This is a genomic window from Tepidicaulis sp., assembly GCF_965222285.1.
Classification (GTDB): Bacteria; Pseudomonadota; Alphaproteobacteria; order Parvibaculales; family Parvibaculaceae; genus Tepidicaulis.
Genome location: NZ_OZ244942.1, coordinates 1,694,845 through 1,718,515 on the forward strand (window position 1 = coordinate 1,694,845; position 23,671 = coordinate 1,718,515).

A 23,671-nucleotide genomic window follows, 5' to 3' on the forward strand; every position below is an offset into this window, starting at 1 on the left:
ATGCCGAAACGCTACCGAACGACGGTGACACATCTGGAAATGCGCGAGAACCCGCACGCGCATTGCCCGCCGCCTTTCGGCCATTACGCGCTTTTCCGCACCGTAGAGATGCCCATCCATTTCTACCGCTATCTCTATCATGTGGTGGGCCGTAACCATGTCTGGGTGCACCGCAAGAAGATGGACGACGACGCGCTCAGCGCCATCGTCCACTCACCCAATGTAGAAATTTACGTCCTTTATATCGACGGCAATCCGGCAGGGTTCTTCGAGCTCGATTTCCGGCATCTGCCGCGCGCCGAACTCTCTTTCCTTGGCATCGTGCCGGAATTTATCGGCCGCGGCTTCGGCCGTTTTTTGCTATGCGAGGCCCTGCATGCCGCCTGGGCCCGCAGCCCGAGCAAAGTGACCATCCAGACCTGTACGCTCGACCATCCCCGCGCCCTGCCGCTTTATCAGCGCCACGGTTTCGTGCCTTACGCGCAGGAGGAAGTGGAACTTGAAGATGACGGCGAAGGACCGGGCTTCTAACCGATAATCTGGCTGAGGAAAGCTTTCGTCCGCTCACTTTGCGGGTTCGTGAAGAAAGTTTCCGGCGGCGCGATTTCGATAATCTCGCCCTCATCCATGAAGATCATCCGGTCCGCGACTTCCCGCGCAAAACCCATTTCATGCGTGACGCAAAGCATGGTCATGCCGGACCCGGCAAGATCCGTCATTACGTCCAGCACCTCGCGGATCATTTCCGGATCGAGGGCCGACGTCGGCTCATCGAAGAGCATGATCTTGGGGTTCATGCAGAGCGAGCGGGCGATTGCGACACGCTGCTGCTGGCCGCCGGAAAGCTGGCCGGGAAACTTGTCCGCCTGCTCCGGGATGCGCACGCGCTCCAGATACCCCATGGCCGTTTCTTCCGCTTCTGCCTGCGCCATCCCGCGTACATGAATGAGCGCCAGCGTGCAGTTTTCCAGCACGCTCATATGGGGAAAGAGATTGAAGTCCTGAAAGACCATGCCGACTTCCCGGCGCACCTCGTCGATCCGCTTCAGATTTTCGGTGAGCTCGATCCCGTCAATGACAATGCGGCCCTGATCATGCGCTTCCAGGCGGTTGATACAGCGGATGAGCGTCGATTTGCCCGAACCAGATGGGCCCGCGATAACAATGCGCTCGCCTTCCTTCACGTTCAGATTGATGTCGCGCAGAACGTGAAAATCCTCGAACCATTTATGCATGTTCTCGATCTGAATGATCGGGTCGGCGGATTGCGGCAAAACTCTCTCCTCGTTCCGGTCTAGCGGCGCTCGCCCTGGCTCAGTTGTTTTTCCATGTAGAGCGAATAACGCGACATGGCGAAACAGAACATCCAGAAAATGAAGGCGGCAAAGACATAGCCCGTTGCCGCGGTATTAGGGGATGCCCAATTGGCATCGGTAAAATTGGCGCGGATGATCCCGAGAAAATCGAAAAGCCCGATGATCAGTACCAGCGTCGTATCTTTGAAAAGCCCGATAAACGTGTTGACGATACCGGGAATGACGACACGCAGCGCTTGCGGCAGCACGATAAGGCCCATCATCTGCCAATAGGAAAGACCGAGCGCTTTAGCCGCTTCATATTGCCCGGCAGGCACGGCTTGCAGACCGCCGCGCACCACTTCGGCCATATAGGCGGAGGCAAAAAGCGCAACGCCGATAATCGCCCGCAGCAGCAGATCGAACGTCACTCCCTCCGGCAGAAAGAGCGGCAGCATGACGCTTGCCATGAAAAGCACCGTGACGAGCGGCACGCCGCGCCAGAACTCGATAAAGAGGACGGAAAGCGTGCGGATGACCGGCAGCTTCGAGCGCCGGCCAAGCGCCAGCAAAATACCGAGCGGCAAAGAGGCGAGAATACCGGAAAGCGCAATGACGAGCGTGAGTAGCAACCCGCCCCAATCGGAGGTCTCCACAACCGAAAGCCCGAACTTGCCCCCGTGAAGAACGCCCCAGGCAAACATGGGAAAAATGAACAGCAGCGTTGCCGCCAGCCAGCCCTTATACGGCATGCGCGGGGTGAGCACGGCGGCAAGATTGAGGAAGAAGAGCAGTAGAATGAGATTAGGCCGCCATATTTCCTCCGCCGGGTAGCGCCCATAGATGAACTGCCCGAATTTCGCTTCCACAAAGGCCCAGCACGCCCCCGCGCCCTCTGCCCGGCACAGGCTGCCATCGCTTGCATACCAAACGGCATCGAGCACCGCCCAATTGAAAAACGGCGGCACGGTCAGCGCGATGATCGCAGCACACACAAGCGTCGTGATCGTATTGCCCGCGCTTGAGAAAAGATTACGGCGCATCCAGCCGATAAAACCCGTCTGGCGGCTTGGCGCAGGCAGCGCCGGGTGACGGCGGGTTTTGACGTAAGTTTCCATGCTCATGCCACCCCCCGCTCTTTCAGCGCAAGGCGCGCATTGTACCAATTCATAAAGAGCGACGTGCCAAGGCTGATCAGAAGATAGACCGCCATGGTCATGGCGATGATCTCGACCGCCTGGCCCACCTGGCTAAGCGCGGTATTCGCAAAGACGAGCACAAGGTCGGGATAAGCGATCGCGACGGCAAGCGAGGAGTTCTTCGTCAGATTGAGATACTGGCTTGTGAGCGGCGGCACGATCACGCGCATGGCTTGGGGCAGAATGATCTTGCGCATGATAAGCCCTGAGGGAAGCCCCAGCGCCTTTGCCGCTTCCACCTGGCCTTTGGGCACCGCCTGCACACCAGAGCGCACATTCTCCGCCACGAAGGCGCCGGTATAGATGGACAGCGCCAGCAGCAGCGCAATGAATTCCGGGATCAGCGAGATACCGCCCTGAAAGCCGAACCCTTCCAGCACCGGCATATCGAGCGAAAGCGGCCAGCCCAACACCAGAAGCAGCAAGAGCGGCGGCAGTACCGCAATGCCAAGCACCTTCCAGCCTTCAAACGCAAATCTTTTGCGGGCGAAAAAGCCAAGCAGCAGACTGGCGAAAAGCGCCACGCAGAATGGCGCGAAGGTGCCCGCCTCCCACAAAATCCGCGGTACGAAAAGACCGCGATTGTTGAGAAAGATGCCGCCGCCCGGCGTCAGGCTTTCGGCTTGCGAGGGCAAAAGCTGCAGGACGACGAAATACCAGAAGAAGAGCTGCAAGAGCAGCGGGATATTGCGCAAAGTTTCGATGAAAAACCCGGCCAGGCGCGCCACCAGCCAATTGGGCGAGAGCCGCGCGATGCCGACGGAAAAGCCGATCAGCGTCGCAAGCATAATGCCCAGCACGGCAACGAGCAGCGTGTTCAGCACGCCGACGAAAAACGCCCGCAGAAAGTCGGACTGAGCTGAATAATCGATCAGGCTGAAATTGATCGCAAAGCCTGCCGGATTTTCCAGAAAACCGAACCCGGAAGCGATATTGGCTTTTTGCAGATTAAGGACCGTGTTCTGCACCAGCTCGAAAATACCGAGCGCGGCAAGCAGAAGCACAGCGGCCTGCATGATCCAGCCGCGAATGCGCGGGTCCTGAAAACCGCGCGCCAGCGCGTTGTCGTCGGATAGCCCAACAGCGCCAGAAAGCCCAATAACGTTGGAAACCCAAGACTTGATCATCGAGCCCATCCCGCACTCACCGGACCGGCATGGCGTACATCAGCCCGCCATTGGTCCAGAGCGCATTCAGGCCCCGGGGAATGCCGAGCGGCGTGTTCTTACCGACATTGCGCTCGAAAATCTCACCGTAATTGCCGACCTGCGTGATGATCTGAAACGCCCAGTCGCCGCGCAGGCCGAGATTCTGTCCGTAGGAATTTTCAACGCCCAGCAAGCGGCGGATCGAGGGATTGTCGCTCTTTTTCATTTGCTCGGCATTGGCGCTGTTCACGCCCAGCTCTTCGGCCTCGATCATCGCGTAAAGCGTCCAGCGGACAATGTCGGCCCAGCGGTCATCGCCTTGACGCACGGCTGGCCCAAGAGGTTCTTTGGAAATAACTTCCGGCAGGATAATGTGCTCGTCCGGGTTCTTGAGCTTCAGCCGCTCCGCATAAAGACCGGAGGCATCCGTCGTATAGGCCTCGCAGCGCCCGGCATCGTAAGCGGCAATCACTTCGTCGGTCTTTTCGAAGACCACCATCTCGAACTCGAGCCCATGGGTGCGGAAATAATCCGCCGCATTCAGCTCCGTCGTCGTGCCCGTATTGGCGCAGATCGTTGCCTGGTCCAGTTCCAGCACGCTGGAAACCTTGAGGTCCCGGCGTACCATGAAGCTCTGGCCGTCATAATAAGTGATCCCGGCAAAATCGAGCCCGAGCACCGTGTCCCGTGTCAGCGTCCAAGTGGTGTTACGCGAGAGGACGTCTATCTCACCAGCCTGCAACGCAGTGAAGCGTTCTTTCGCCGAAAGCGCCCGGTACCGGACCTTCGAGGCGTCACCGAAAATAGCCGCGGCCATGGCCCGGCAGACATCCACATCGATGCCGCGCCAGTCACCTTCGTCGTCCGGATTAGAAAAACCAGGCAAGCCCTGGCTCACCCCGCATAGAAGCTCGCCTCTTTCCCGCACCACGCGCAGCGTGCCGCCGCGGGCCGCCTCCGGCGCAAGGTTTTCCTGCTCCGCCTTGCTAAGCTCCTGCGCATCGCGGGCGGGGCCGGATGGTGCGCCCGGCAAGAACAGATAAACCAACAAGGCACCGAAAACGATGCCGAAGATCAAGGCCGGAGCCTGATTGCGCATGCCCTACCCCCGCAAAGCCCGTCTGGCGGCGAAAAGCGCCGCTTCTCTTTCTGCTTACCGATTTGACCGCTATTCTTACACCGAAGCCGCGCAAGATCATAGGCAGGGAGCCGCAAAGGCATGAAGAAAGGCGAGAAAAGACCCGAAACGCTGCTGGTGACGAGCGGCAGAAAGCCGGATGAGAATCACGGCATCATCAATCCGCCCGTCTATCACGCCTCCACCATCCTTCATCCGACGATGAAAGTGCTGAAAGAGGCAAGCCAGCCTTACACCTATGGCCGCCGCCGCACCCCCACCATCGAGGCGCTGCAGGACGCGATGTGCGAGCTGGAAGGCGGGCATGGCTGCGTCATCACCCCTTCCGGCCTTTCCGCCGTTTCGACAGCGCTGCTTGCAAATCTGAAAGCCGGCGATCACTTGCTGGTGACGGATTCGGTTTATGGCCCTTCCCGTACCTTCTGCGAGCAGATGCTTCGCCGCTATGGCGTGGAAGTGGAGTTTTACGATCCGCTGATCGGCGCGGATATCGCAGCGCTGATGAAGGACAATACCGCCGTGGTTTTTACCGAAACGCCCGGCTCGCAAACATTTGAAGTCCAGGACCTGCCCGCCATCGCCGAGGCCGCCCATGCGAAAGGCGCCATCGTCATGCTCGACAATACCTGGGCGACACCGCTCTTCTTCGATGCCTTTGCAAACGGCGCGGACATAAGCATTCAGGCGGCGACGAAATATATCGTCGGCCATTCCGACGCGATGATGGGCACGATCACCTGCAACGAGCGCAGCTTCAAAGCGACATTGCGCGGCCATGGCCATTTGGGCGTGACCGCCGGGCCCGATGATATCTATCTCGCACTTCGCGGCATTCGCACCATGGGCGTGCGTCTGCGCCAGCATATGGAAACGGGGATCGCCCTCGCCCGCTGGCTGGAACAGCGCCCGGAAGTAAAAGAGGTCATTCACCCCGCGCTTGAAAATCACCCAGGACACGCCATTTGGAAACGGGACTTCAAAGGGGCAAGTGGGCTTTTCGCTGCCGTGCTGCATCCGGTGCCGGAAAAGGCGCTCGCCGCTATGCTCGATGGGCTGGAGCTTTTCGGCATGGGCTATTCCTGGGGCGGCTATGAAAGCCTAATTGTGCCGGCAGAGCCCCATCGCAGCGCGACGGAATGGAAAGAAGAGGGCCCGCTTTTGCGCATCCATGCCGGGCTCGAGCATATCGACGATCTGACCGCCGATCTAGACGCCGGTTTCGCGCGCCTGAATAAGGAAAAATAATATGATGCGGCGCGGCACATTTCTCTTCGGGCTTTCTTTCGCGCTCTCTTTGATAATCGGCGCACCGGCAGCAAAGGCCGCCTGCGAGCCCATGACCATCTATGCCGCTGCCAGCACCACGGAAGCGGTGAGGGAAATCGCCGCGCAATTTGGTATCGAAGAGGCTTGCGCCGTGACGACCGTCTTTGCCGGCTCTTCCACTCTCGCCCGTCAGATCGACCAAGGCGCGCCCGCGCAGCTTTTTCTCTCGGCAAATGAACGGTGGATGGATTGGCTGGAAGCGCGCGGCCATATCGCCCCGCAAAACCGCACATCGCTTCTCACCAACAAGCTGGTGCTGATCGTCCCGAAGAACGAGGACCTTGCGCCGCTCTATCTTGGTGATCCGGGCAGTCTTAAAAAGCGCATCGGGGATGGTAAACTTGCGCTCGCCAATCCCGATGCCGTGCCCGCCGGCATCTATGCCAAGGAAGCCCTGCAAAGCCTCGGCCATTGGGGGGATGTGCACCAGCAAATCGTGACGGCGGATTCGGTCCGCGTCGCCCTTGCCTGGGTGGAGCGCGGGGAAGCGGCCGCAGCCGCCGTTTACCGCACCGACGCGCTGATCAGCAATAAGGTGAGCGTCGCCGCGGAATTTCCGGACACCAGTTATTCACCCATCGCCTATCCGCTTGCCATGCTGGGCCGTGCTCCCCATCCCGACACGGAGCGTTTTTTTGCTTATCTGAAAAGCTATGAGGCAGCGGAAATCTTCGCCAAATACGGGTTTTCCCGCATCGAAGACGTGAAGGAAGCCGTGCGGTGAGCCTGACACCTGCAGAACTCGAAGCGCTGCGCCTCTCGCTCCTTGTTGCTAGCGTGGGCACGGCCGCCTCGCTCCTTCCCGCGCTCGGTATTGCCTGGGCACTGGCGCGTTATCGGTTCCCCGGAAAAATTCTGCTCGACGGGCTCATTCATTTGCCGCTCGTCCTGCCGCCCGTCGTCATCGGCTATATCCTGCTGGTCGGGCTCGGGCGGCGCGGCATTATTGGCGCCTGGCTGTATGAAAGTTTCGGTATCACCTTCGCCTTTACCTGGAAGGGCGCTGCCATCGTCGCCGCCGTCATGGGCTTCCCGCTGCTGGTGCGAGCGCTGCGTCTTTCCATCGAAACGCTGGATGACGGGCTCATTGGCGCGGCCCGCACGCTGGGCGCAGGCCCCTTCCGCGCTTTCATGACCGTCACGTTACCGCTCATCACGCCCGGGCTTCTAACCGGCGCGATCCTCGCCTTTGCCCGCGCGCTGGGTGAATTCGGCGCGACCATCGCGTTCGTCGGCAATATCCCCGGTCAAACGCAAACCCTGCCGCTCGCGCTTTATTCGGCTCTGCAATTGCCGGGGGGCGAAGAAGCTGCCTGGCGCATTGTCCTTATCTCGACACTCTTTGCCGTGGCTCTGCTCGGGCTTTCCGAACTCAGTAACCGCTTCCTGACCCGCCGGCTCACGGGAACGCGGCCATGAGCGTGAGACTTGCCGCCCATATCCGCCATCAGGCAGGCGATTTCAGTCTCGATGTAGCGCTTGAGGCGGCAGCCGGTATCACCGCGCTGCTCGGCCCTTCGGGTGCCGGCAAGACGATGCTGCTCAATGCTATTGCCGGTCTTATCCGCCCCCGTGACGGCCATATCCATTTGAACGGGCGCCCGCTTTTCAGCACGGCGGAAAATATCTGTCAGCCGCCTGAGGCGCGGCAGATCGGTTACGTTTTTCAAGATGCCAAACTCTTCCCGCATCTCTCCGTACTGCAGAACCTTTCCTATGGCCGCGCGCGGGCGAGCGCCGTGCCTCATGCGCTCTCTTTCGATGAAGTGATCGATCTTCTCGCGCTCGGCGAGCTTCTGGAGCGCCGCCCGCATCACCTTTCCGGCGGCGAGAAACAGCGCGTCGGCATCGGCCGCGCCCTTCTTTCTGCACCGCATCTCCTGCTGATGGACGAACCGCTCGCAAGCCTCGACCCCAAACGGCGCGGTGAGATACTGCCCTTTCTCGATGCGCTTCACCACAAGCTCAAACTGCCCGTGCTCTATGTCACCCACAATGTGGATGAGAGTCTGCGTCTTGCCGACCGGCTTGTCGTCATGGATAAAGGGCGCGCCGTTGCGCAGGGCGGCATCGAAGAAGTGCTGAACGGGGAAAACGTGCAGGCGCTGCTCTTCGGGCAAGCCGGTGATGTGACCTCCGAGCCCGTCATGTTTCTGAGCGGGCGCTGCCTCAGCGCCGTTGAAGACGTCGCCGAAATCGAAACCGCCTGGGGTACGTTTCTCATTCCCGCGCGCCATATTGCCAAGGGCGACATCCGCCATCTGCGCATTCAGGCACGCGAAGTGGCACTCACAACCCGCAAGCCGGAAGGCCTCAGCATTCAAAACGCGTTTAAGGCGCGCATCAAAAAGATCACCAGCATCGGCAGCGGGCTCTGCGACCTTTGCCTCGTCTGCGCGGCAGATGAAGACGCCCCGCTCCTGCGCGCCCGCATCACGCGGCGCGCGGTCTACACGCTCGGCCTCGAAGAAGGCGCAACGGTCTGGCCGCTCATCAAAACGGCGGTGCTTGCAAGGCCGGGCGTAATCACGCAATAAGAAAGAACGGATAGAAGGAGAGCGACGTGGCGGATATCGAAGTCAGAAGCGAGATCACCGGCAAGGTTTGGAAGATCGAGGTCAACCCCGGTGAACGGGTCGAAGAAGACGAGCCGATCCTCATTCTGGAATCGATGAAGATGGAAATTCCCGTCGCCGCGCCAAAAAGCGGCAAACTCGTCAAGTTGCTGGTCGCCGAGGAAGACCCGGTCGAGGAAGATCAAGTCGTCGCCATTCTCGAAGAAGACTGATCACGCCGCGCCGAAGAGCGCTTTCATATAGGGCGTCAGAAACTTGCCCTTGGCGTCCATCTCACGGCGCAGTTTCGTAAATTCATTCCATTTGGGATAAAGCCCCGCAAGCTCACCGCCTTTCAGCCAGTGCAGCTTGCCCCAATGGGGCCGCCCGCCATAGCGGTGGAACACTTTTTCCACTTCCCGGAAAAGCCCTTCATAGGGTTGCTTGAAATATTGGTGGACGGAGATAGTTGCACTGTCCCGCCCGTAAAAAGGGCTCAGCCAAATGTCATCGCCCTTCACATAGCGGTATTCCAGCGGGAAAAGAAAATTATACCCCGCCTCGCGCATAGTGCGCCCGACTTCCCTGATGCAGTCCGGCCCGTTTTCTGCCGGGACCGCAAATTCCATTTCATTGAAGCGCACGGTCCGGTCGCTCGGAAACGCGTCATGAGACCAATAGACATGTCCTTTACGCGGTGCCGCCGGATCAAGCGGCTTGCCCGCCCCTGCCATGAGCGCCTGCAACCCGGCGCGCTTTGCCGGAAAATGGATCGCAAGCTCGCACGCCGCGCGGAAGAAATCATCCGACGGCGCGTTCTCACCTTCCGGCACGCGCCGTTTTTGTTCCGCCGGCGCCTCGCTCTCGTTCAGGAGCTTCACATAGGCTTCTTCGGCATAAGGGAACCAGAAAAACTCGAAATGCCGGTTCTCACGCGCAAGCGCATCTATCTGGGCGAAAAGCCGGTCGAGCGGCATACGCCCGCCGCTCTCTTCGAGCTTATATGCCGGACGGCAAGCCATCTCGATGGCGCTCATGACGCCAAACGCGCCGAGCGACACGCGGCCCGCTTCAAAAAGCACCGCGTTCTCATTTTCGCTGCAAGTCAGGACCTCGCCGCTCGCGGTTACAAGACGGAAGCCCGACACCGCTCCTGAAATGGAAGGCAGCTCCTTGCCTGTCCCATGCGTGCCCGTGCCGACAGCGCCTGAGAGGCTCTGCGCGTCAATATCGCCCTGATTGGCGAGCCCGAGCCCCTCAGCCTGCAAAAGCGGGCCGAGCGCGCGCAGTTTGGTACCCGCCTTGATCCAGGCGCGGCCCGTCTGAAGATCGGCGCTTTCCACCCCGGAAAGGAGGCTTAGATCGGCAAGCGTGCCATCGGTAGCGGCGATGGGCGTGAAGGAGTGCCCGGCCCCGAAAGCGCGCAGCGGCCCCTCAGCCTTCTTCACGCCTTCGGCAAGCGCAGCCTCGCTCTTAGGCTTAAGCCGCGCGCGGGGCGCCGCGTTTACCCAGCCCGACCAGTTTTGCCATGCCTCACGCTCTGCTTTTGCCATATCCCGCTCCCTTTGGCTCCAGCATACAAAAAACCCGGCAGCTGGGAAGCTGCCGGGTTCAAGGAGTAACGCGTTAAACGCTGGGGCTTAGCGCGTGGCCAAACGGCGGATCGCCGCCGGCGTGAACATGTCCTCGGTGATCTCGTCCGCATTGAAGTTGATCATCGGTTCGTTGTTCTTCAGACCCTGAATGACGTAACGGCCAGCCGTGATGTCATAGGTCACATCAGATGCGTTCCAGCAGGACGGCACATCGTAATACTGGATCATGTGACCTTCCTGGATACGCCACAGTTCACCGCGAGCGTCGTAAAGCTCACCCGCAGCCATGGTCCAGCTGTCTTCGTCGAAATACTTCACGCGGCGCGTATAGACGTGGCGGTGACCTTCACGAAGGTTGCCTTCCACTTCCCACACACGGTGAAGCTCATAACGCACGAGGTCCTGATTGATGTGCTTGGGCTGGGCGATATCGGCATAAGGAATGCCCTTCGCGCTCAGCTTGTAGCTGTTATAGGCAATGTATTTTTCTTTCTTGCCTTTCAGGTCCCATTTGTAGCGGTCCGGCGACCCGTTATAGAGGTCGAAATTGTCTGCGGTCTGCAGACCTTCCGAATAGCTCTGCGGGTTGTCATACGCGATCGTGGGCGCGCGGCGCACACGGCGCTGACCGGGGTTGTAAGACCATGCCTTACGCGGGCCCTGCACCTGGTTGATCGTGTCGTGCACGAGGATGATTTCCCCGGCGCGGCGGGCAGGCTCGATCACGCTCTGCATATACATCAGCGAGATGTTGTCGAGTTCCTGGATCTTTTCCTTGGTCGGGTCCGTGTAAGTGAAGATCACCTGGTCCTGCACCACGATCGGCGTGAACTGAGCCGAGGTGGTCGGTGCCAGCGCGGCGAACTGACGGGTCAGTTTGAAGCCGCGGTAACGCAGGTTGTGGTTCCAGATAACTTCCACGCCTTCCTGCGGGATCGGGAACGGGAAGCCCAGCAGCGCGCCATCGACGCCGTTGCCATCGGCAACCAGCTTGCCGCTCACGGCATTGCGTTTCGTCGCTTCATAAACATTTTCCGGGAACGCACAGGAACGGCGCGTCGGATAGACGTTCATCTTGTACGTGTCGTAAATCTTGAGAAGCTTGAGCTGACCCGGGGTCAATTTATCCGCATGCTGATCCGCATTGGCGCCGGTGATGGTCATTTTGATCGCATCGTCGGCATAAGGATCGGGGTGATGGTCACCCGGCGAATAGGAAACGTTGGAGGGGGGCTTGGAAAGGCCGCCGGTCCATTCCGGGATCGTGCCGTCGGCATTCCCGGCTTTCTCGGCACCGATGGGGGTCAAGTCTTTGCCGAGGCGTGCGGCTTCCTGTTCGGAAACACCGGCCTGGGCGGAAAGGCTGAGAGCAAATACAGCCAGAATATTAGCAGCCGCAATGGCTGCGGATTTACAGAGCGACATCTGTAACTCCCTGATCATGGGTTTCATATGTCGCGCGCTTGTTTTTTATTGGGAGGAGTTGGCGCGCAGTATTGTCCTGCCTACTCAACGAGCAGACGAAGCCAATGTGTCTAGCAAAGTGTAACTTTTTTGCAAATACAGACTTGATTGGCTCAGCTCAAAGCTGATTCAAGGCCGATTCAACCGTCCTTAGCCTGAATTTCTTCCCAGTTTTTGATCTGGAAAGCCCGGGCCATGCCCGTCGCCTCCTTGATCTGGGTGGGCGACATCATGCGCGAGACATTTTCCAGCGCGGTCGTCGCAAATTGGGCAAATCCGCCTTCCACAGCAAGGAGATAGTACATATAGGCCCGCTCCAGATCGAGCTCCAGCCCATCGCCTTTTTCGTAGAGTGTCGCGACGTTATATTGCGCTTCCACCATGCCTTGCTGAGCAGCTGCGAGGTACCATTTGGCCGCTTCCGCGATGTCCCGCTCGACGCCCCAGCCATTATCGTAAAGCGTACCGAGGTCCATCTGGGCGCGCGGATCCCCGCCATTTGCGCCGATCTTGTAGTATTTCAGCGCCTTTTCGATGTCGCGTTTGACGACTTTCGCATCGAAATATTCCTCGCCGAGGCGATATGCCGCACCGACATCGCCGCTTTCAACGGCCTTGCTCCATTCCTTGAAGGCTTCCTTGTAAAGCCCGCGCCGGTAAAGCCGGAATCCGGTCTCTTCGGTCGGTACGGCGCTGTCGGCTTCCTCGCGCACTTCCTCGATCACGTCGTCGACCGGCATATCGAGCGGCGCCATATCGACGGTGATTTCAGGCGCCTCATCGGCTTTTTGCGCGAGCGCCCGCCCGCCGATCAGCAGCGCGAGAGCCAGCGTCAGCGCGCTGCCAAATACCCAGAGAAGCCTGACACCCCGCTCCCGCCGTTCCCGGTTAAGCGCTACAGCTTTGACTTCAGTTCTGCGTATCATTCCCGATCCCGTTTCCATCCCCAGAATTCACGGCCTGCTCCGGTTTCCCGGAAGCCCAGCCAAGATACGCCGCTCGCAGTGTTGATTAGGCGGCATCGGCTTCAACATGGTTAGCATACCGCCCGCAAACGGCAGGCAAACTCCAGATGCAGGGCACCTATTGTTTTTATTCTTCAGTACCTTGCCTTTATGATCGGCCCCTGGGGAACCTCCCAGCAAGTTAATAATTCGTCACAAAGTTGTGTGTCCGGAGATAATGTGGACAGGATACGGGCACGGTCAAGGCGGCAGGAATGAGCGCTGATTTACTTTTCGGACTGGCCCTTTATCTGGGCGCGCTCGCCGTCTGTGTCGGCGGCGTTGCCTATCTGGCCCATGAAGTGAAGGGCCGCAGCGCGCTTGGCTGGGGCATCTTCGCGCTTTGCCTGCAAATTCTGGCGCTGGCGCTGCCGGTTGCCACAGGCGCGCTGCTCGGCCTGTTCGACCCGCGGCTCTGGCTGAGCGAAGGTCTTGGCGCGGTGCCGCCCGATATTCTCTCCCTGTCAGGCGAGCTTGCCATGATCGCCGGCGGCGCAGCGCTCGCCGTCCTGGCCTTCCAGTCCCAAATGCGCTGGAAAGCCTGCCCGGCCTGCCGCAGCCGCATCGGCTGGTCGAACACCGTTTGCCCCGAATGCCTGACCCCGCAGCCCGCCTCCCCCGCAAAGGGAGAAAGGCCGGAAAGGCTGACCGAGTTCCGGGTGTTTTTGCCGGTCTCCCTTGCCGAGCGCCTTCGCCAATATGCCCGCGAAAGCGAAGCCTCCGGCAAAAAGCAGAAACTCGGCGAAGACGCGCTTGTCGGCCGCGTCATCCGCGAATGGGTCAGCCAAAAGCTCGACGGCTAAATCCGCAAAATAACTAGGGCTATCTTGACAAAGCTTCCCCTGAAGGAGGAAGTATCTATCCAGCCTGCCGCAACGTCCTCCGGCCCACTGCACCTGTTCCAGTACGCTTCAGGAGCGATCCAGATGCCATCATCCGCCGATCCCTCGGGCACACCCGGCTTTGCCGAGCTTTTCACGCCGAAGCTCGTGACCGTGCTGAAGGAAGGGTATGGGCTCAACGAACTCAGAGCCGATATTCTGGCCGGGCTCACCGTCGCCATCGTCGCCTTGCCGCTCTCCATGGCCATCGCCATCGCTTCCGGCACCTCACCCGACAGAGGGCTCTATACCGCCATCATCGGGGGCTTCCTCGTTTCGCTGCTGGGCGGCAGCCGCTTCCAGATTGGCGGGCCCGCAGGCGCCTTCATCGTGCTCGTCGCCGCCACCGTGGCGCAGCACGGGATCGACGGGCTCATCCTAGCCACCTTCCTCTCCGGCCTGATGCTCGCCGCCGCGGGCTTTCTGAGGTTCGGTACCTATATCAAGTTTATTCCCTATCCCGTCACGGTCGGCTTCACCGCCGGGATCGCCGTCATCATCTTCGCCAGCCAGATCAAGGATCTGCTCGGCCTGCCCGCCGGTGAAAGCGATACCGGCTCCTTCATCGAAAAACTCTCCGCCGCCGCTTCCGCGCTGCCGGAGGTAAGCCCGGCTGCCGTTTTCATCGCTGCGCTCACCATTGCGCTTATTCTTGCCTTCAAGGCGTTCCGCCCCGGTTGGCCGGGCATGCTCATCGCCATTGCCGCTGCCTCTCTACTGGCCTTTTTTACCGGGCTGCCGGTGGAAACGATCGGCACGAAATTCGGCGGCATTGCCCGCACCTTGCCGCTCCCCGCTTTGCCGGAGCTTTCCGCATCGCTTTTCTGGGCCGTTCTGCCCAACGCCTTCGCCTTCACACTTTTGGGCGCGATTGAATCACTGCTTTCCGCCGTGGTGGCGGACGGCATGACGGGGCGGCGGCATCGTTCGAACTGCGAGCTTGTGGCGCAAGGCGCCGCCAATGTGGGCTCCGCGCTCTTTGGCGGCATCTGCGTGACGGGCACCATCGCCCGCACCGCAACCAATGTCCGCGCCGGCGCGCGCGGCCCCGTCGCGGGCATGTGTCATGCGCTTTTTCTGCTCGCCTTCATGCTGATCGCCGCGCCGCTTGCCAGCTATATTCCACTTGCCGCTTTGGCCGGTGTTCTGGTGCTCGTTGCCTGGAACATGATTGAAAAACACGCCATTGCGGTTCTGGTGCGCACCTCGCCCGGCGATACGCTCGTGCTCAGCGCCACGTTTCTTTTCACCATCTTCCGGGATTTGACGGAAGGGATCATCGTCGGCTTTTCCCTCGGCACACTGATCTTTATGAACCGCATGGCAAAATCGATCCGCATCGAGCATCACATCCCCTTCGTCCCCGAAGACCAGGCCGATTGGGAAAACGGCGCCCGCGCGCCCTATGACCCGGACCTTGCCTCCGATCCCGGGCTCGTCATCTACCGCATTTCAGGGGCATTCTTTTTCGGCTCCGCGGCAACGGTCGCCGCCGTGCTCGACCGGATCGCCGAGCGCCCGCAAACACTGATCCTTGATTTCTCCGACGTGCCGTTTCTCGATTCCACGGCGGCCAACACCGTAGAAGGCGCGCTGCGCAAAGCCCGCGCCAGCAAAACGAAGATCATCCTTACAGGAACCTCGGAGGCGATCCGCAAGGTGCTCGCCGCTCACGGCATCCTAGAACCGGAGATTTCCTTCGCCCCGACCATCGAAGAGGCGAAGGCGGGCATAAGCGGCTAAAAACGGAAATGGCGATCCCGGCAGGACTCGAACCTGCAACCTGCTGATTAGAAGTCAGCTGCTCTATCCAGTTGAGCTACGGGACCTTTAACGCCTCAGGTACAGGCATGAAGAGCGCCGGAAAGCGGCCCTCCGGCGCCGGGCCGCGTTAGTGGGTCCACTGGCCCATGCGGCCGAACTTGAAGTTGTCGGCATAGGCTTTGAGCTTCGGGCGGCGGGGCTTCGGCGCATAAATATCGTAAGGGATATTGTGCTTTTCCGCGTAAGCCACAGCCTCTTCCCGGCTATCGAAGGAAAGCCGGACCTGGGAGCGCATATCGCCGGAACTCGTATAGCCCATCAGCGGATCGATCGATCTGGCCTCTTCGGGCTCATAATCGAGCACCCATTTGCGGGTTTTGGCCATGCCGGACTGCATGGCGGTTTTTGCAGGTCGATAAATTCGCGCGCGCATTCGAACATCCCTTTCAGCCGTTAAATCCAGTCCCAGATCGCATATCGGATGACGCCCTGGGACCGGCTCGGTCAGCCTTGGCCTGTATCGCCCGTCCGGTCCGTTTTGGCAAGTATTTCAGCACTCTTTCAGGGCCATGAAAGCGCCCCGATAGGTTCGCGAGAAGATTGCGTCACTGTCACATCACCGACAAACGAGGCGCCTATTTCTGCCCTCGTAGCGGCACCGGTTCGCCGCTTCAACCGTCTCCAGAAGTCTTTCGAGTCGAGGATAGACCATGACACGCCCCCTTCCCGCCTCCGCCTTCCGCTCCAGCCTGTCCGGGACCTTGCCAACCCGGCCCGGCACAACCGCCCAGGACACGCGCCAGCGCGACGGGCGGCTCATTCACAAATCGGACCTCATCGACCTTCTGAATGCCTGGAAATTCAACGCCCATGACCGGGCCTGTGTGCTGGAACTTGCCCCTTCATTCCAGCTCGACGGGCAGGTCTTCTATCACCTGGCCGTCGTCGAACGGCTCCTCGCCCGGGCTTACTGGGTGGGCAGCGATGCCCCCCGCGCCTTTCCCGCCGCGGCTTAAAACCCAGGCACACGCAGGTTCCTCGCGAGGCCCCGGCCGCTCAGACTTGACGGATGTACTCAGGAAAGAGTGGTCGGGGCAGCAAGATTCGAACTTGCGACCCCCTGGTCCCAAACCAGGTGCGCTACCAGACTGCGCTATGCCCCGACCGGGCAAGACCGGTCATCTCTCCGGTCTTCGGGCCTCAAGGGCCTGATGGGGCATGGATTACACAGGTCTTCGGTCCGGCGCAACCGGAATAGGCCGCTTAGCGGCCCTCACCGCCCAGCAATTTGAAAACCCCGGTCGCCGCCACCACTTGCCGGCCTTCGCTTTCGATATGCCCGCGCACGAAAACCACATCGCCGTCCACCTGCGTGACATGCGCCGTGCCTTGCAGCCAGCCGCCTTCCTTGGCGCTCGCCAGAAACTCGGCATTGATCTTCATCGTAACCGAAGGCCGCTTCACTTCGCGGAACACCGCCGTCGCCAATACCCCGTCTGCGAAGGTCATAAGCATGCCGCCATGCACGATACCGCGCGAATTGCAGTGCCGGTGGCGCAGGCGCAGCCCGTGCCAGAAACCCTCGGCCGAGGTCTTGTGATAAAAAGGGCCGTTATGGCTGGAGAAAGGCCCTCTCGTGCGGCTCGGCTCGAACCCCGCCGGAGGATTGTCTTCCAGCTCCTGATGCGTGTCGCTGCCGGCTATCGTCACGTTCAACTCGTTTACTGGCGGGCCTGAAACAAGGTTCAAGAAAGCAGGGGCTCAATTATGAGGTTCGGCGTTCAGAATCTCGGCAACGGCAAGGCCCTTCTGCCCTTCCCCGAAACGCACCCGCACCTGCTGGCCCGGCACCAGCTCACGCAAACCGAAACGGCGCAGCGTTTCCATATGCACGAAAATATCCGGCGTGCCTTCGCCGCGCGTCACGAAGCCGTAGCCTTTGGCCCGGTTGAACCATTTGACCGTCGCAATCTCATAGCCGCTGACCGGCACAACCGCCGTCGAGGGCGATTTCTGCGCCGCGCGCACCGGCTCCTTCACCGCCGTCGTATCGTCGATTTCGAGAATGCGCACCGCCTGCAGACCCTTCGGGCGCTTGGCCGCTTCACATGTCAGCGTCGTGCCTTCCGAGAGCGTGTCGTGTCCCGCCGAACGCAGGCAGGACAAATGGATCATCACATCCGCTTCGCCCGTATCGGGAATTAGAAAGCCGTATCCTTTGACAGGATCGAACCATTTGACGACGCCGGAAACTTCATAAAGCGGTTCGGTACCGTGAGCCGCACTCTGAATTTGTTCTTCCATCCCCACCCCGACAGCAATGTCACTCAGAACCTCGTGGCGTTCGCACTAAAGTACGCGATGTCGAAGCTCTTCTCACTACGGCGCAGTGAAAACACTACACCGCCTCCTCCGAGTTAACTATAGCAGTGCGGAAGCTCTCTTCAAAAGAAATCAAGTTTTCAGCGTGGAGTTTTTCCGTCAAAGCCGGTCTTTATTGTCAGATTGGCACAACCGCCGCAAAATTAGGCAGCTATGACCGCAACTTGCAGCACCGATTGGATGCATTTAATAAGGTTCTTCGCAGCCCCTTGGACTCGGTATAGAACAGATTAACTGTTATTCGAGCAGGAACTGCAGCAACACACCCGGAACAACCGGGGTCACTCAGGGCGGAGAAACGGGGTATGGTGAAGGCGATCATTCTGGGACTGGGGCTATTTGTCCTCTGGTTCCTGCTTTCCGGCTATACGATCCCGCTCATCCTCACCTTCGGCGTCTTGTCCTGTATCCTCTGCGTCTGGCTGGCGGCCCGCATGGACCTCATCGACGAGGAAGCCGTTCCGCTGCAGCTCAGAGCCGGCATTTCCAGCTATTGGGGCTGGCTCGGGCGCGAAATCGCCAAGGCCAACTGGGCCGTGGTGAAGATCATCCTGCGCCCGCGCCTCAATCTCGACCAGCAGCTCATCTATGTGCCCACCAGTCAGAAAACGGATATGGGCAAGGTGATCTATGCCAATTCGATCACCCTCACGCCGGGCACGATCACTGTTGAAACGGAGCCCGGCAAGTTTCTGGTCCATGCGATCACGGGCGACTTCACCGATCCGGAAGGTCTTGCCGAGATGGACCGCCGCGTCACCGCTATCGAGAGCCGCACATGATGTTTACAGCCGCTATGTTTGCACTGGCCGTCGCCATGCTGCTTCTGCTGGTGCGCCTTTTCGCCGGCCCCACGCTCTATGACCGCGTTCTGGCGCTGAACTCGTTCGGCACCGTGACGGTGCTGCTCATCGGCGTTGTCGGCTTCATGACGGAGCGGCCGGACTTTCTCGATATCGCGCTGCTCTACGCGCTGATCAACTTCGTCGGCACGATCGCTATTCTGAAGTTCTTCCGCTACAAGGATCTCGGCCAGGGCCTGCCGGAGGGCGAAGACCCCGCCTCCCTTCAAAATGGAGACTCCAAATGAACGTCTCCCCCGATCTCATTCTCGACATTGCAAGCTGGATTTCCTTCGCCCTCGGCGCGTTCTTTCTGATCGTCGGCGCCTTCGGCATGATCCGCCTGCCCGATTTCTGGTCGCGCCTTCATGCCGCCGGCGTCATCGATACGCTGGGCGCGGAGCTGATCGTGCTCGGCATGCTCTTTCAAGCAGGCTTTACGATCGTCGCGGTCAAGTTGCTGCTGATCGGCGCCTTCGTCTTTCTGACGAGCCCGACCGGCACCCATGCCGTTGCCAATGCCGCTTTCGTAGCGGGTCTGCGCCCGCTCGGCCTGACCCGCGACGACACAGGCGGCACCAAAACCGATAAAGGAGCCTGAGCCGATGGAAGCCTTTATCGACATCGTTCTTTTCGGATTTCTCATCCTCACCGCCATCGCCATTATGAGGCTGCGCAATCTCTTCGCCGTCGTCATGCTCTCCGGCGTCTTCAGCCTGCTCTCCGCTGGCCTCTTCGTGGTGATGGACGCAGTGGATGTGGCCTTTACGGAAGCCGCCGTCGGCGCAGGTATTTCCACCGTCCTCATGCTCGGCACCATGGCGATGACGAGCCGGGAGGAAAAACCGCCGGTGCATAACCGCCTCTTTTCCTTCGCTATCGCCGTCATTGTCGGCGCGGCGCTCATTTACGGCACGACGGACATGCCGCCTTTCGGCGCGGCCGATACCCCGGTGCACCAGCATGTCGGCCCAGATTACATCGAGCGCACCCCGAAGGAAATCGGCGTGCCCAATATCGTCACCGCCGTGCTCGCCAGCTACCGGGGCTTCGATACATTGGGTGAGGTTGCGGTGATCTTCACGGCAGGCATCGCCGTCATCGTGCTCCTGCACGGGCGCACACGCCCCGCCCGCAGCGCCGATGCGCGCAAAAAAGGAAAGGACGCCTGATGCACCATCATCTGATCCTGCGCGTCGTTTCCAAGATGCTCATTCCGCCGATCCTGCTCTATGCGCTTTATGTGCAGTTCCACGGGGATTTCGGACCGGGGGGCGGCTTTCAGGCCGGGGTAATTTTCGCGGTGGCTTTCATTCTTTACGGCATCGTTTTCAGCCTCGACCATCTGCGCCGCGCCGTGCCACCGCATGTCGTGCGCCGCTTCGTCGCGCTGGGATTGCTGATCTATGCCGGGGTCGGGGTCGCCAATCTGCTGCTCGGGGGTAATTTTCTCGACTATTCCACCCTCGCCCATGACGCCAAACACGGCCAGCACTACGGCATCATACTGGTTGAGCTCGGCGTCGGCATCACGGTAGCCGCCGTGATGATTTCCATCTTCTTCGCCTTTGCCTCCCGCCCGCCCACGATCAAGGACACGGACTGGTAATGTTCGACGACCTCACTCCCGGTTTCATCGTTCAGCACTACAATTACTGGATGGTCATCGTGTTGATGATGATCGGCCTTTATATCGTGGTCAGCCGCGGCAATCTGGTGAAGAAGATCGTCGGCCTCAATCTCTTCCAGACCGCCGTTTTCATGCTCTACATCTCCATGGGCAAGATCATCGGCGGCACCGCGCCGATCCTTACAGGCAACCCGGACGAGGTTTATTCCAACCCGCTGCCGCACGTCCTTATCCTCACCGCCATTGTGGTGGGTGTCGCGACAACCGCCCTCGGCCTGGCGCTTATCGTGCGTATCCGCGAGCGCTACGGCACGATTGAAGAAGACGAGATTGCCGACATAGAACAAGAAATCGACCGGCGGGAGAGCGCCTGATGTTATCCGCAATTCTGGCGCATGCCCCTGCCTTGCAAACGGTGGTGCCGCTGATCGCAGCCCCGCTCTGCGTCCTGTTCGGCCGCCGGCACTTCGCCTGGGTCATTACGCTGGCCGCGAGCCTTATCTCGGCTTTCTTCGCCGCCTATCTGCTCGCCCAGACATTGGACGGCAGCATCATCTCCTATGAGCTTGGCGGCTGGGCGCCGCCGCTCGGCATCGAATACCGGATCGATGCGGTCAACGCCTTCGTGCTTTTCATTGTTGCCAGCGTCGGCGCGCTTGTCGCCTTCTATGCGCGCGAAAGCATCGAGCAGGAAATCGACCCCGCGCTGCACGTTTATTTCTATACTGCTTTCCTGCTCTGCCTGACCGGGCTTTTGGGCGTGACGATCACGGGCGATGCCTTCAACGTCTTCGTCTTCCTCGAAATTTCGTCCCTCTCCACCTATACGCTGGTGGCGCTCGGTGCCGGGCGCGATCAGCGCGCGCTCACTGCTGCTTACAATTACCTGATCATGGGGACGATCGGGGCGACCTTCTTCGTCATCGGCATCGGCTTTCTTTATATGCTGACCGGCACGCTCAACATGGCCGATCTTGCCGAGAGGATTGCCGCCCTTGGCGACAACCGCACCTTGCGTATCGCCTTCGTCTTCATCTTTGTGGGTATCGGGCTGAAGCTCGCCATGTTCCCGCTGCATCTCTGGTTGCCGAACGCCTATAGCTATGCGCCGTCCGTGGTGTCGGTCTTCCTGGCGGCAACGGCCACCAAGGTCGCGGTCTATGTGATGCTGCGCTTCCTCTTCACCATCTTCGGCTTCGATTACGGCTTTCAGGCAGCAACGCTGCAGACCATCGTCGTGCCGCTCGCGGTCATCGCCATGTTCGCCTCGTCCATCGTCGCGATTTTCCAGAGCGATCTGAAACGCATGCTGGCTTATTCGAGCGTCGCGCAGATCGGCTACATCTTGCTCGGCATCTCGCTCCTCAATAAGCCGGGGCTGACGGCGGGCATTATTCACCTTTTCAACCACGCCGTGATCAAGGGCGCGCTTTTCATGGCTGTCGGCGCCTTCGTTTACCGCATCGGCTCCTCGCGCATTGAAGACCTGCGCGGCATCGGCAAGCAAATGCCCTGGATGGCCGCCGCTTTCGTCGCCGCGGGTCTCGGCCTGATCGGCGTGCCGCTAACCGCCGGTTTCATTTCCAAATGGTACCTCATTCAGGCAACGCTGGATGAAGGGGCCTGGTGGCTCGCCCTTCTCATTGTCGGCTCTTCGCTGCTCGCGGTGATCTATGTCTGGCGCGTGGTGGAGGCGATGTATCTGGCCGCGCCCGTTCAGGAAGCGCCGGTGAAAAAGGCCCCCTGGTCCATGATCGTCCCCACCTGGATCATGGTGCTGGCGAGCCTTTATTTCGGCATCAATACCGAGCTGACCGGCAAAGCGGCCAGCACCGCCGCCGATCTTCTGATTCAGGCAACGCAAATCGAAAAAGCGCCGGAAACAGTTCCCGGCGCACCGGCGGCGGGAGAGTAAAAGATGGATATGAGCCCTTCCTTCGCCATTACCCTCGCCGTTCTGCTGCCGCTTATCGGCACGGTCCTGATCGGCATGTCGGACCGCCGCCCCAATCAGCGCGAGGCAGTGTCCATCCTCACCTCGCTGGCACTTTTTTATGTCGTTGCAGGCTTCCTGCCCGATGTCATGAGCGGCGCACGCCCAAGCGCCACCTGGTTCGAAGTGCTGCCGGGGCTCTCCCTTGCCTTCGAGATCGAGCCGCTCGGTATGCTCTTCGCGCTTGTCGCTTCGGGCCTCTGGATCGTCACGGCGCTTTATTGCATCGGCTATATGCGCGGCAACAAGGAAAGCCACCAGACGCGCTTTTACATGTGTTTCGCGCTGGCGATCTCAGCTGCCATCGGCATCGCCTTTGCCGCCAACATGTTCACGCTTTTCATCTTCTATGAAGTGCTGACGATTTCGACCTACCCGCTCGTCGCGCATAAGCAGAACGAGGCGGCGAAATCCGGTGCGCGGACCTATCTCGGCATTCTGATCGGCACCTCCATCGGCTTCCAGCTCATTGCCATCATCTGGACCTGGATGCTGGCCGGCACACTCGATTTCCAGCTCGGCGGCATTCTGGCAGGCAAGATCGACCCCACCATCCTGCCCGTCCTTCTCGGCCTTTATGCTTTCGGTATCGGCAAAGCCGCGCTTATGCCGTTTCACCGCTGGCTGCCCGCCGCCATGGTGGCGCCGACCCCGGTCAGCGCCCTCCTTCATGCCGTGGCCGTGGTGAAGGCAGGTGTCTTCACCATGCTCAAAGTTGGCGTTTATATCTTCGGCATCGATCTTCTGGCCGTCACGCAGGCCTCCGACTGGCTGATGTGGCTTGCCGCCGCCTCCATCCTGATCGCCTCAACCATTGCGCTGACGAAAGACAATCTGAAAGCGCGGCTGGCCTATTCAACCGTCTCCCAGCTTTCCTACATCACACTCGGCATGGCGCTTGCCACCTCACTCGGCGTCATGGGCGGGGCGATGCATATCGCTATGCATGCCATGGGCAAGATCACGCTCTTCATGTGCGCGGGCGCCATCTATGTCGCCACGCATAAGACCGAGATCAGCGACATGGACGGGCTGGGCCGCGTCATGCCCTTCACCTTCGGCGCCTTCCTTATCGGCGCGCTTTCGATCATCGGCCTGCCGCCGCTCGGCGGAGCCTGGAGCAAATGGTATTTGATGCTGGGCGCGGCAGATGCCGGCCATCAGATCATGATCGTGGTTTTCATGGCGAGTTCGCTGCTCAACGTCGCTTATCTGCTGCCCATCGTGGCGCGGGCCTTCTTCGTACCCTCTCCGCGCTTTGCCAGCGTCGGCGCGGCGGCGGTGCCCGCGCGCGGCGGTATTCAGGAAGCCCCGCTTCTATGTGTGCTGCCACCCGTTATCACCGCAATGGGCTGCCTCCTGCTCTTCTTCTATGCCGGGGAAATCTACGACCTCATTTATCCGGTCGCTTTCCCCGATCCTTCTTCCGCCGCCGTTCAAAGCTTGGCACCATAA

At 60.0% G+C, this 23,671-nt stretch carries 27 protein-coding genes and 2 tRNA genes; 17 read left to right on the forward strand and 12 right to left on the reverse strand.

Going from position 1 to position 23,671, the window contains the following annotated elements; all coding sequences use genetic code 11:
• Nucleotides 1-531, forward strand: coding sequence for a GNAT family N-acetyltransferase (locus ACOQOT_RS07945; RefSeq protein ID WP_420561794.1), 531 nt, complete (start codon nt 1-3; stop codon nt 529-531).
• Here the strand turns inward: ACOQOT_RS07945 and ACOQOT_RS07950 are convergent.
• From ACOQOT_RS07950 to ACOQOT_RS07965, 4 genes are read right to left on the reverse strand one after another with little or no spacing between them, the layout of a single operon-like run.
• Nucleotides 528-1,235, reverse strand: a complete 708-nt coding sequence (locus ACOQOT_RS07950; protein ID WP_420561928.1) for an amino acid ABC transporter ATP-binding protein — start codon at nt 1,233-1,235, stop codon at nt 528-530. The two genes, ACOQOT_RS07945 and ACOQOT_RS07950, sit on opposite strands and share 4 nt — an antisense overlap.
• Before the next feature lie 59 nt (nt 1,236-1,294).
• On the reverse strand, nt 1,295-2,419 hold the full coding sequence (locus tag ACOQOT_RS07955; RefSeq protein WP_420561795.1) for an amino acid ABC transporter permease: 1,125 nt from the start codon (nt 2,417-2,419) through the stop codon (nt 1,295-1,297).
• Nucleotides 2,416-3,621, reverse strand: coding sequence for an amino acid ABC transporter permease (locus ACOQOT_RS07960; protein WP_420561796.1), 1,206 nt, complete (start codon nt 3,619-3,621; stop codon nt 2,416-2,418). Before ACOQOT_RS07960 ends, ACOQOT_RS07955 begins: the two co-directional genes overlap by 4 nt.
• 16 nt (nt 3,622-3,637) lie before the next feature.
• Nucleotides 3,638-4,741 (reverse strand): amino acid ABC transporter substrate-binding protein, encoded by a 1,104-nt coding sequence (locus ACOQOT_RS07965; protein WP_420561797.1) that lies wholly within the window; start codon nt 4,739-4,741, stop codon nt 3,638-3,640.
• A gap of 120 nt (nt 4,742-4,861) precedes the next feature.
• Between ACOQOT_RS07965 and metC the strand changes: the two genes are divergently transcribed.
• Genes metC through ACOQOT_RS07990 form a run of 5 tightly spaced genes read left to right on the forward strand, consistent with a single transcriptional unit; the run spans nt 4,862 to nt 8,894 of the window.
• Nucleotides 4,862-6,025: a cystathionine beta-lyase gene (metC, locus tag ACOQOT_RS07970; RefSeq protein ID WP_420561798.1), complete on the forward strand. Its 1,164-nt coding sequence runs from the start codon at nt 4,862-4,864 to the stop codon at nt 6,023-6,025.
• 1 nt (nt 6,026) lies between these two features.
• Nucleotides 6,027-6,830 (forward strand): molybdate ABC transporter substrate-binding protein, encoded by an 804-nt coding sequence (gene modA / locus ACOQOT_RS07975; RefSeq protein ID WP_420561799.1) that lies wholly within the window; start codon nt 6,027-6,029, stop codon nt 6,828-6,830.
• Nucleotides 6,827-7,525, forward strand: coding sequence for a molybdate ABC transporter permease subunit (gene modB, locus ACOQOT_RS07980; RefSeq protein WP_420561800.1), 699 nt, complete (start codon nt 6,827-6,829; stop codon nt 7,523-7,525). Before modA ends, modB begins: the two co-directional genes overlap by 4 nt.
• Nucleotides 7,522-8,643, forward strand: a complete 1,122-nt coding sequence (gene modC, locus ACOQOT_RS07985) for a molybdenum ABC transporter ATP-binding protein (protein ID WP_420561801.1) — start codon at nt 7,522-7,524, stop codon at nt 8,641-8,643. Before modB ends, modC begins: the two co-directional genes overlap by 4 nt.
• 26 nt (nt 8,644-8,669) lie before the next feature.
• Nucleotides 8,670-8,894: an acetyl-CoA carboxylase biotin carboxyl carrier protein subunit gene (locus ACOQOT_RS07990; protein WP_420561802.1), complete on the forward strand. Its 225-nt coding sequence runs from the start codon at nt 8,670-8,672 to the stop codon at nt 8,892-8,894.
• Here the strand turns inward: ACOQOT_RS07990 and ACOQOT_RS07995 are convergent, their stop codons facing one another.
• From ACOQOT_RS07995 to ACOQOT_RS08005, 3 genes are all read right to left on the reverse strand, one after another.
• Entirely contained in the window at nt 8,895-10,214 is a 1,320-nt protein-coding gene (locus ACOQOT_RS07995) for a D-arabinono-1,4-lactone oxidase (RefSeq protein WP_420561803.1), read from the reverse strand. It lies immediately after the preceding gene.
• Nucleotides 10,215-10,301: 87 nt separating this feature from the next.
• Complete coding sequence (locus ACOQOT_RS08000; RefSeq protein WP_420561804.1) at nt 10,302-11,681, reverse strand: DUF1329 domain-containing protein; 1,380 nt, start codon at nt 11,679-11,681, stop codon at nt 10,302-10,304.
• Nucleotides 11,682-11,860: 179 nt separating this feature from the next.
• On the reverse strand, nt 11,861-12,646 hold the full coding sequence (locus ACOQOT_RS08005; protein ID WP_420561805.1) for a tetratricopeptide repeat protein: 786 nt from the start codon (nt 12,644-12,646) through the stop codon (nt 11,861-11,863).
• 293 nt (nt 12,647-12,939) lie between these two features.
• On the opposite strand from ACOQOT_RS08005, the gene ACOQOT_RS08010 reads away from it, so the two are divergent.
• Entirely contained in the window at nt 12,940-13,527 is a 588-nt protein-coding gene (locus ACOQOT_RS08010) for a hypothetical protein (protein ID WP_420561806.1), read from the forward strand.
• 123 nt (nt 13,528-13,650) lie between these two features.
• Nucleotides 13,651-15,348 carry a SulP family inorganic anion transporter gene (locus ACOQOT_RS08015; RefSeq protein ID WP_420561807.1) on the forward strand — a complete coding sequence of 566 codons (1,698 nt, stop codon included), beginning with the start codon at nt 13,651-13,653 and terminating at the stop codon, nt 15,346-15,348.
• A 9-nt stretch (nt 15,349-15,357) separates the two neighbouring features.
• Here the strand turns inward: ACOQOT_RS08015 and ACOQOT_RS08020 are convergent.
• A tRNA-Arg gene (locus ACOQOT_RS08020) sits at nt 15,358-15,434 on the reverse strand.
• A gap of 62 nt (nt 15,435-15,496) precedes the next feature.
• Nucleotides 15,497-15,802 (reverse strand): ETC complex I subunit, encoded by a 306-nt coding sequence (locus ACOQOT_RS08025; protein ID WP_420561808.1) that lies wholly within the window; start codon nt 15,800-15,802, stop codon nt 15,497-15,499.
• A gap of 277 nt (nt 15,803-16,079) precedes the next feature.
• Here ACOQOT_RS08025 and ACOQOT_RS08030 point away from each other — a divergent pair, with 277 nt between their 5' ends.
• On the forward strand, nt 16,080-16,385 hold the full coding sequence (locus tag ACOQOT_RS08030; RefSeq protein ID WP_420561809.1) for a hypothetical protein: 306 nt from the start codon (nt 16,080-16,082) through the stop codon (nt 16,383-16,385).
• Nucleotides 16,386-16,455: 70 nt separating this feature from the next.
• On the opposite strand, the gene ACOQOT_RS08035 is transcribed toward ACOQOT_RS08030, so the two are convergent.
• The 3 genes from ACOQOT_RS08035 to ACOQOT_RS08045 all read right to left on the reverse strand — a co-directional run bounded on the left by ACOQOT_RS08035 (nt 16,456) and on the right by ACOQOT_RS08045 (nt 17,673).
• Nucleotides 16,456-16,532: transfer RNA gene (locus ACOQOT_RS08035), tRNA-Pro, on the reverse strand.
• Nucleotides 16,533-16,632: 100 nt separating this feature from the next.
• Nucleotides 16,633-17,079: a PaaI family thioesterase gene (locus ACOQOT_RS08040; RefSeq protein WP_420561810.1), complete on the reverse strand. Its 447-nt coding sequence runs from the start codon at nt 17,077-17,079 to the stop codon at nt 16,633-16,635.
• A gap of 51 nt (nt 17,080-17,130) precedes the next feature.
• Nucleotides 17,131-17,673, reverse strand: a complete 543-nt coding sequence (locus ACOQOT_RS08045; protein ID WP_420561811.1) for a cold-shock protein — start codon at nt 17,671-17,673, stop codon at nt 17,131-17,133.
• Between the two features lie 383 nt (nt 17,674-18,056).
• Here ACOQOT_RS08045 and ACOQOT_RS08050 point away from each other — a divergent pair, with 383 nt between their 5' ends.
• Genes ACOQOT_RS08050 through ACOQOT_RS08085 form a run of 8 tightly spaced genes read left to right on the forward strand, consistent with a single transcriptional unit; the run spans nt 18,057 to nt 23,671 of the window.
• The gene (locus ACOQOT_RS08050) at nt 18,057-18,533 is read left to right on the forward strand and encodes a Na+/H+ antiporter subunit E (protein ID WP_420561812.1); all 477 of its coding nucleotides are present in this window, start codon (nt 18,057-18,059) and stop codon (nt 18,531-18,533) included.
• A complete protein-coding gene (locus ACOQOT_RS08055) occupies nt 18,530-18,841 on the forward strand; it encodes a monovalent cation/H+ antiporter complex subunit F (RefSeq protein WP_420561813.1) in 312 nt (103 codons plus the stop codon). The genes ACOQOT_RS08050 and ACOQOT_RS08055 overlap by 4 nt, the downstream gene beginning before the upstream one ends.
• Complete coding sequence (gene mnhG / locus ACOQOT_RS08060) at nt 18,838-19,194, forward strand: monovalent cation/H(+) antiporter subunit G (RefSeq protein ID WP_420561814.1); 357 nt, start codon at nt 18,838-18,840, stop codon at nt 19,192-19,194. Before ACOQOT_RS08055 ends, mnhG begins: the two co-directional genes overlap by 4 nt.
• A gap of 4 nt (nt 19,195-19,198) precedes the next feature.
• Nucleotides 19,199-19,765 carry a DUF4040 domain-containing protein gene (locus ACOQOT_RS08065; RefSeq protein WP_420561815.1) on the forward strand — a complete coding sequence of 189 codons (567 nt, stop codon included), beginning with the start codon at nt 19,199-19,201 and terminating at the stop codon, nt 19,763-19,765.
• The gene (locus tag ACOQOT_RS08070) at nt 19,765-20,202 is read left to right on the forward strand and encodes a Na(+)/H(+) antiporter subunit B (protein WP_420561816.1); all 438 of its coding nucleotides are present in this window, start codon (nt 19,765-19,767) and stop codon (nt 20,200-20,202) included. Before ACOQOT_RS08065 ends, ACOQOT_RS08070 begins: the two co-directional genes overlap by 1 nt.
• A complete protein-coding gene (locus tag ACOQOT_RS08075; protein WP_420561817.1) occupies nt 20,202-20,597 on the forward strand; it encodes a cation:proton antiporter subunit C in 396 nt (131 codons plus the stop codon). Before ACOQOT_RS08070 ends, ACOQOT_RS08075 begins: the two co-directional genes overlap by 1 nt.
• Nucleotides 20,597-22,138, forward strand: coding sequence for a monovalent cation/H+ antiporter subunit D family protein (locus tag ACOQOT_RS08080; RefSeq protein ID WP_420561818.1), 1,542 nt, complete (start codon nt 20,597-20,599; stop codon nt 22,136-22,138). Before ACOQOT_RS08075 ends, ACOQOT_RS08080 begins: the two co-directional genes overlap by 1 nt.
• Before the next feature lie 3 nt (nt 22,139-22,141).
• Nucleotides 22,142-23,671, forward strand: a complete 1,530-nt coding sequence (locus ACOQOT_RS08085) for a monovalent cation/H+ antiporter subunit D family protein (RefSeq protein ID WP_420561819.1) — start codon at nt 22,142-22,144, stop codon at nt 23,669-23,671.

What these genes read in the sequence shown, in the direction of transcription:
- ACOQOT_RS07945 (WP_420561794.1), top strand. Translation starts at nt 1, where the DNA reads ATGCCGAAACGCTACCGAACGACGGTGACACATCTGGAAATGCGCGAG.
- ACOQOT_RS07950 (WP_420561928.1), bottom strand. Translation starts at nt 1,235, where the DNA reads ATGCATAAATGGTTCGAGGATTTTCACGTTCTGCGCGACATCAATCTG.
- ACOQOT_RS07955 (WP_420561795.1), bottom strand. Translation starts at nt 2,419, where the DNA reads ATGAGCATGGAAACTTACGTCAAAACCCGCCGTCACCCGGCGCTGCCT.
- ACOQOT_RS07960 (WP_420561796.1), bottom strand. Translation starts at nt 3,621, where the DNA reads ATGATCAAGTCTTGGGTTTCCAACGTTATTGGGCTTTCTGGCGCTGTT.
- ACOQOT_RS07965 (WP_420561797.1), bottom strand. Translation starts at nt 4,741, where the DNA reads ATGCGCAATCAGGCTCCGGCCTTGATCTTCGGCATCGTTTTCGGTGCC.
- metC (WP_420561798.1), top strand. Translation starts at nt 4,862, where the DNA reads ATGAAGAAAGGCGAGAAAAGACCCGAAACGCTGCTGGTGACGAGCGGC.
- modA (WP_420561799.1), top strand. Translation starts at nt 6,027, where the DNA reads ATGATGCGGCGCGGCACATTTCTCTTCGGGCTTTCTTTCGCGCTCTCT.
- modC (WP_420561801.1), top strand. Translation starts at nt 7,522, where the DNA reads ATGAGCGTGAGACTTGCCGCCCATATCCGCCATCAGGCAGGCGATTTC.
- ACOQOT_RS07995 (WP_420561803.1), bottom strand. Translation starts at nt 10,214, where the DNA reads ATGGCAAAAGCAGAGCGTGAGGCATGGCAAAACTGGTCGGGCTGGGTA.
- ACOQOT_RS08000 (WP_420561804.1), bottom strand. Translation starts at nt 11,681, where the DNA reads ATGTCGCTCTGTAAATCCGCAGCCATTGCGGCTGCTAATATTCTGGCT.
- ACOQOT_RS08005 (WP_420561805.1), bottom strand. Translation starts at nt 12,646, where the DNA reads ATGATACGCAGAACTGAAGTCAAAGCTGTAGCGCTTAACCGGGAACGG.
- ACOQOT_RS08010 (WP_420561806.1), top strand. Translation starts at nt 12,940, where the DNA reads ATGAGCGCTGATTTACTTTTCGGACTGGCCCTTTATCTGGGCGCGCTC.
- ACOQOT_RS08015 (WP_420561807.1), top strand. Translation starts at nt 13,651, where the DNA reads ATGCCATCATCCGCCGATCCCTCGGGCACACCCGGCTTTGCCGAGCTT.
- ACOQOT_RS08025 (WP_420561808.1), bottom strand. Translation starts at nt 15,802, where the DNA reads ATGCGCGCGCGAATTTATCGACCTGCAAAAACCGCCATGCAGTCCGGC.
- ACOQOT_RS08030 (WP_420561809.1), top strand. Translation starts at nt 16,080, where the DNA reads ATGACACGCCCCCTTCCCGCCTCCGCCTTCCGCTCCAGCCTGTCCGGG.
- ACOQOT_RS08045 (WP_420561811.1), bottom strand. Translation starts at nt 17,673, where the DNA reads ATGGAAGAACAAATTCAGAGTGCGGCTCACGGTACCGAACCGCTTTAT.
- ACOQOT_RS08050 (WP_420561812.1), top strand. Translation starts at nt 18,057, where the DNA reads ATGGTGAAGGCGATCATTCTGGGACTGGGGCTATTTGTCCTCTGGTTC.
- ACOQOT_RS08055 (WP_420561813.1), top strand. Translation starts at nt 18,530, where the DNA reads ATGATGTTTACAGCCGCTATGTTTGCACTGGCCGTCGCCATGCTGCTT.
- mnhG (WP_420561814.1), top strand. Translation starts at nt 18,838, where the DNA reads ATGAACGTCTCCCCCGATCTCATTCTCGACATTGCAAGCTGGATTTCC.
- ACOQOT_RS08065 (WP_420561815.1), top strand. Translation starts at nt 19,199, where the DNA reads ATGGAAGCCTTTATCGACATCGTTCTTTTCGGATTTCTCATCCTCACC.
- ACOQOT_RS08070 (WP_420561816.1), top strand. Translation starts at nt 19,765, where the DNA reads ATGCACCATCATCTGATCCTGCGCGTCGTTTCCAAGATGCTCATTCCG.
- ACOQOT_RS08075 (WP_420561817.1), top strand. Translation starts at nt 20,202, where the DNA reads ATGTTCGACGACCTCACTCCCGGTTTCATCGTTCAGCACTACAATTAC.
- ACOQOT_RS08080 (WP_420561818.1), top strand. Translation starts at nt 20,597, where the DNA reads ATGTTATCCGCAATTCTGGCGCATGCCCCTGCCTTGCAAACGGTGGTG.
- ACOQOT_RS08085 (WP_420561819.1), top strand. Translation starts at nt 22,142, where the DNA reads ATGGATATGAGCCCTTCCTTCGCCATTACCCTCGCCGTTCTGCTGCCG.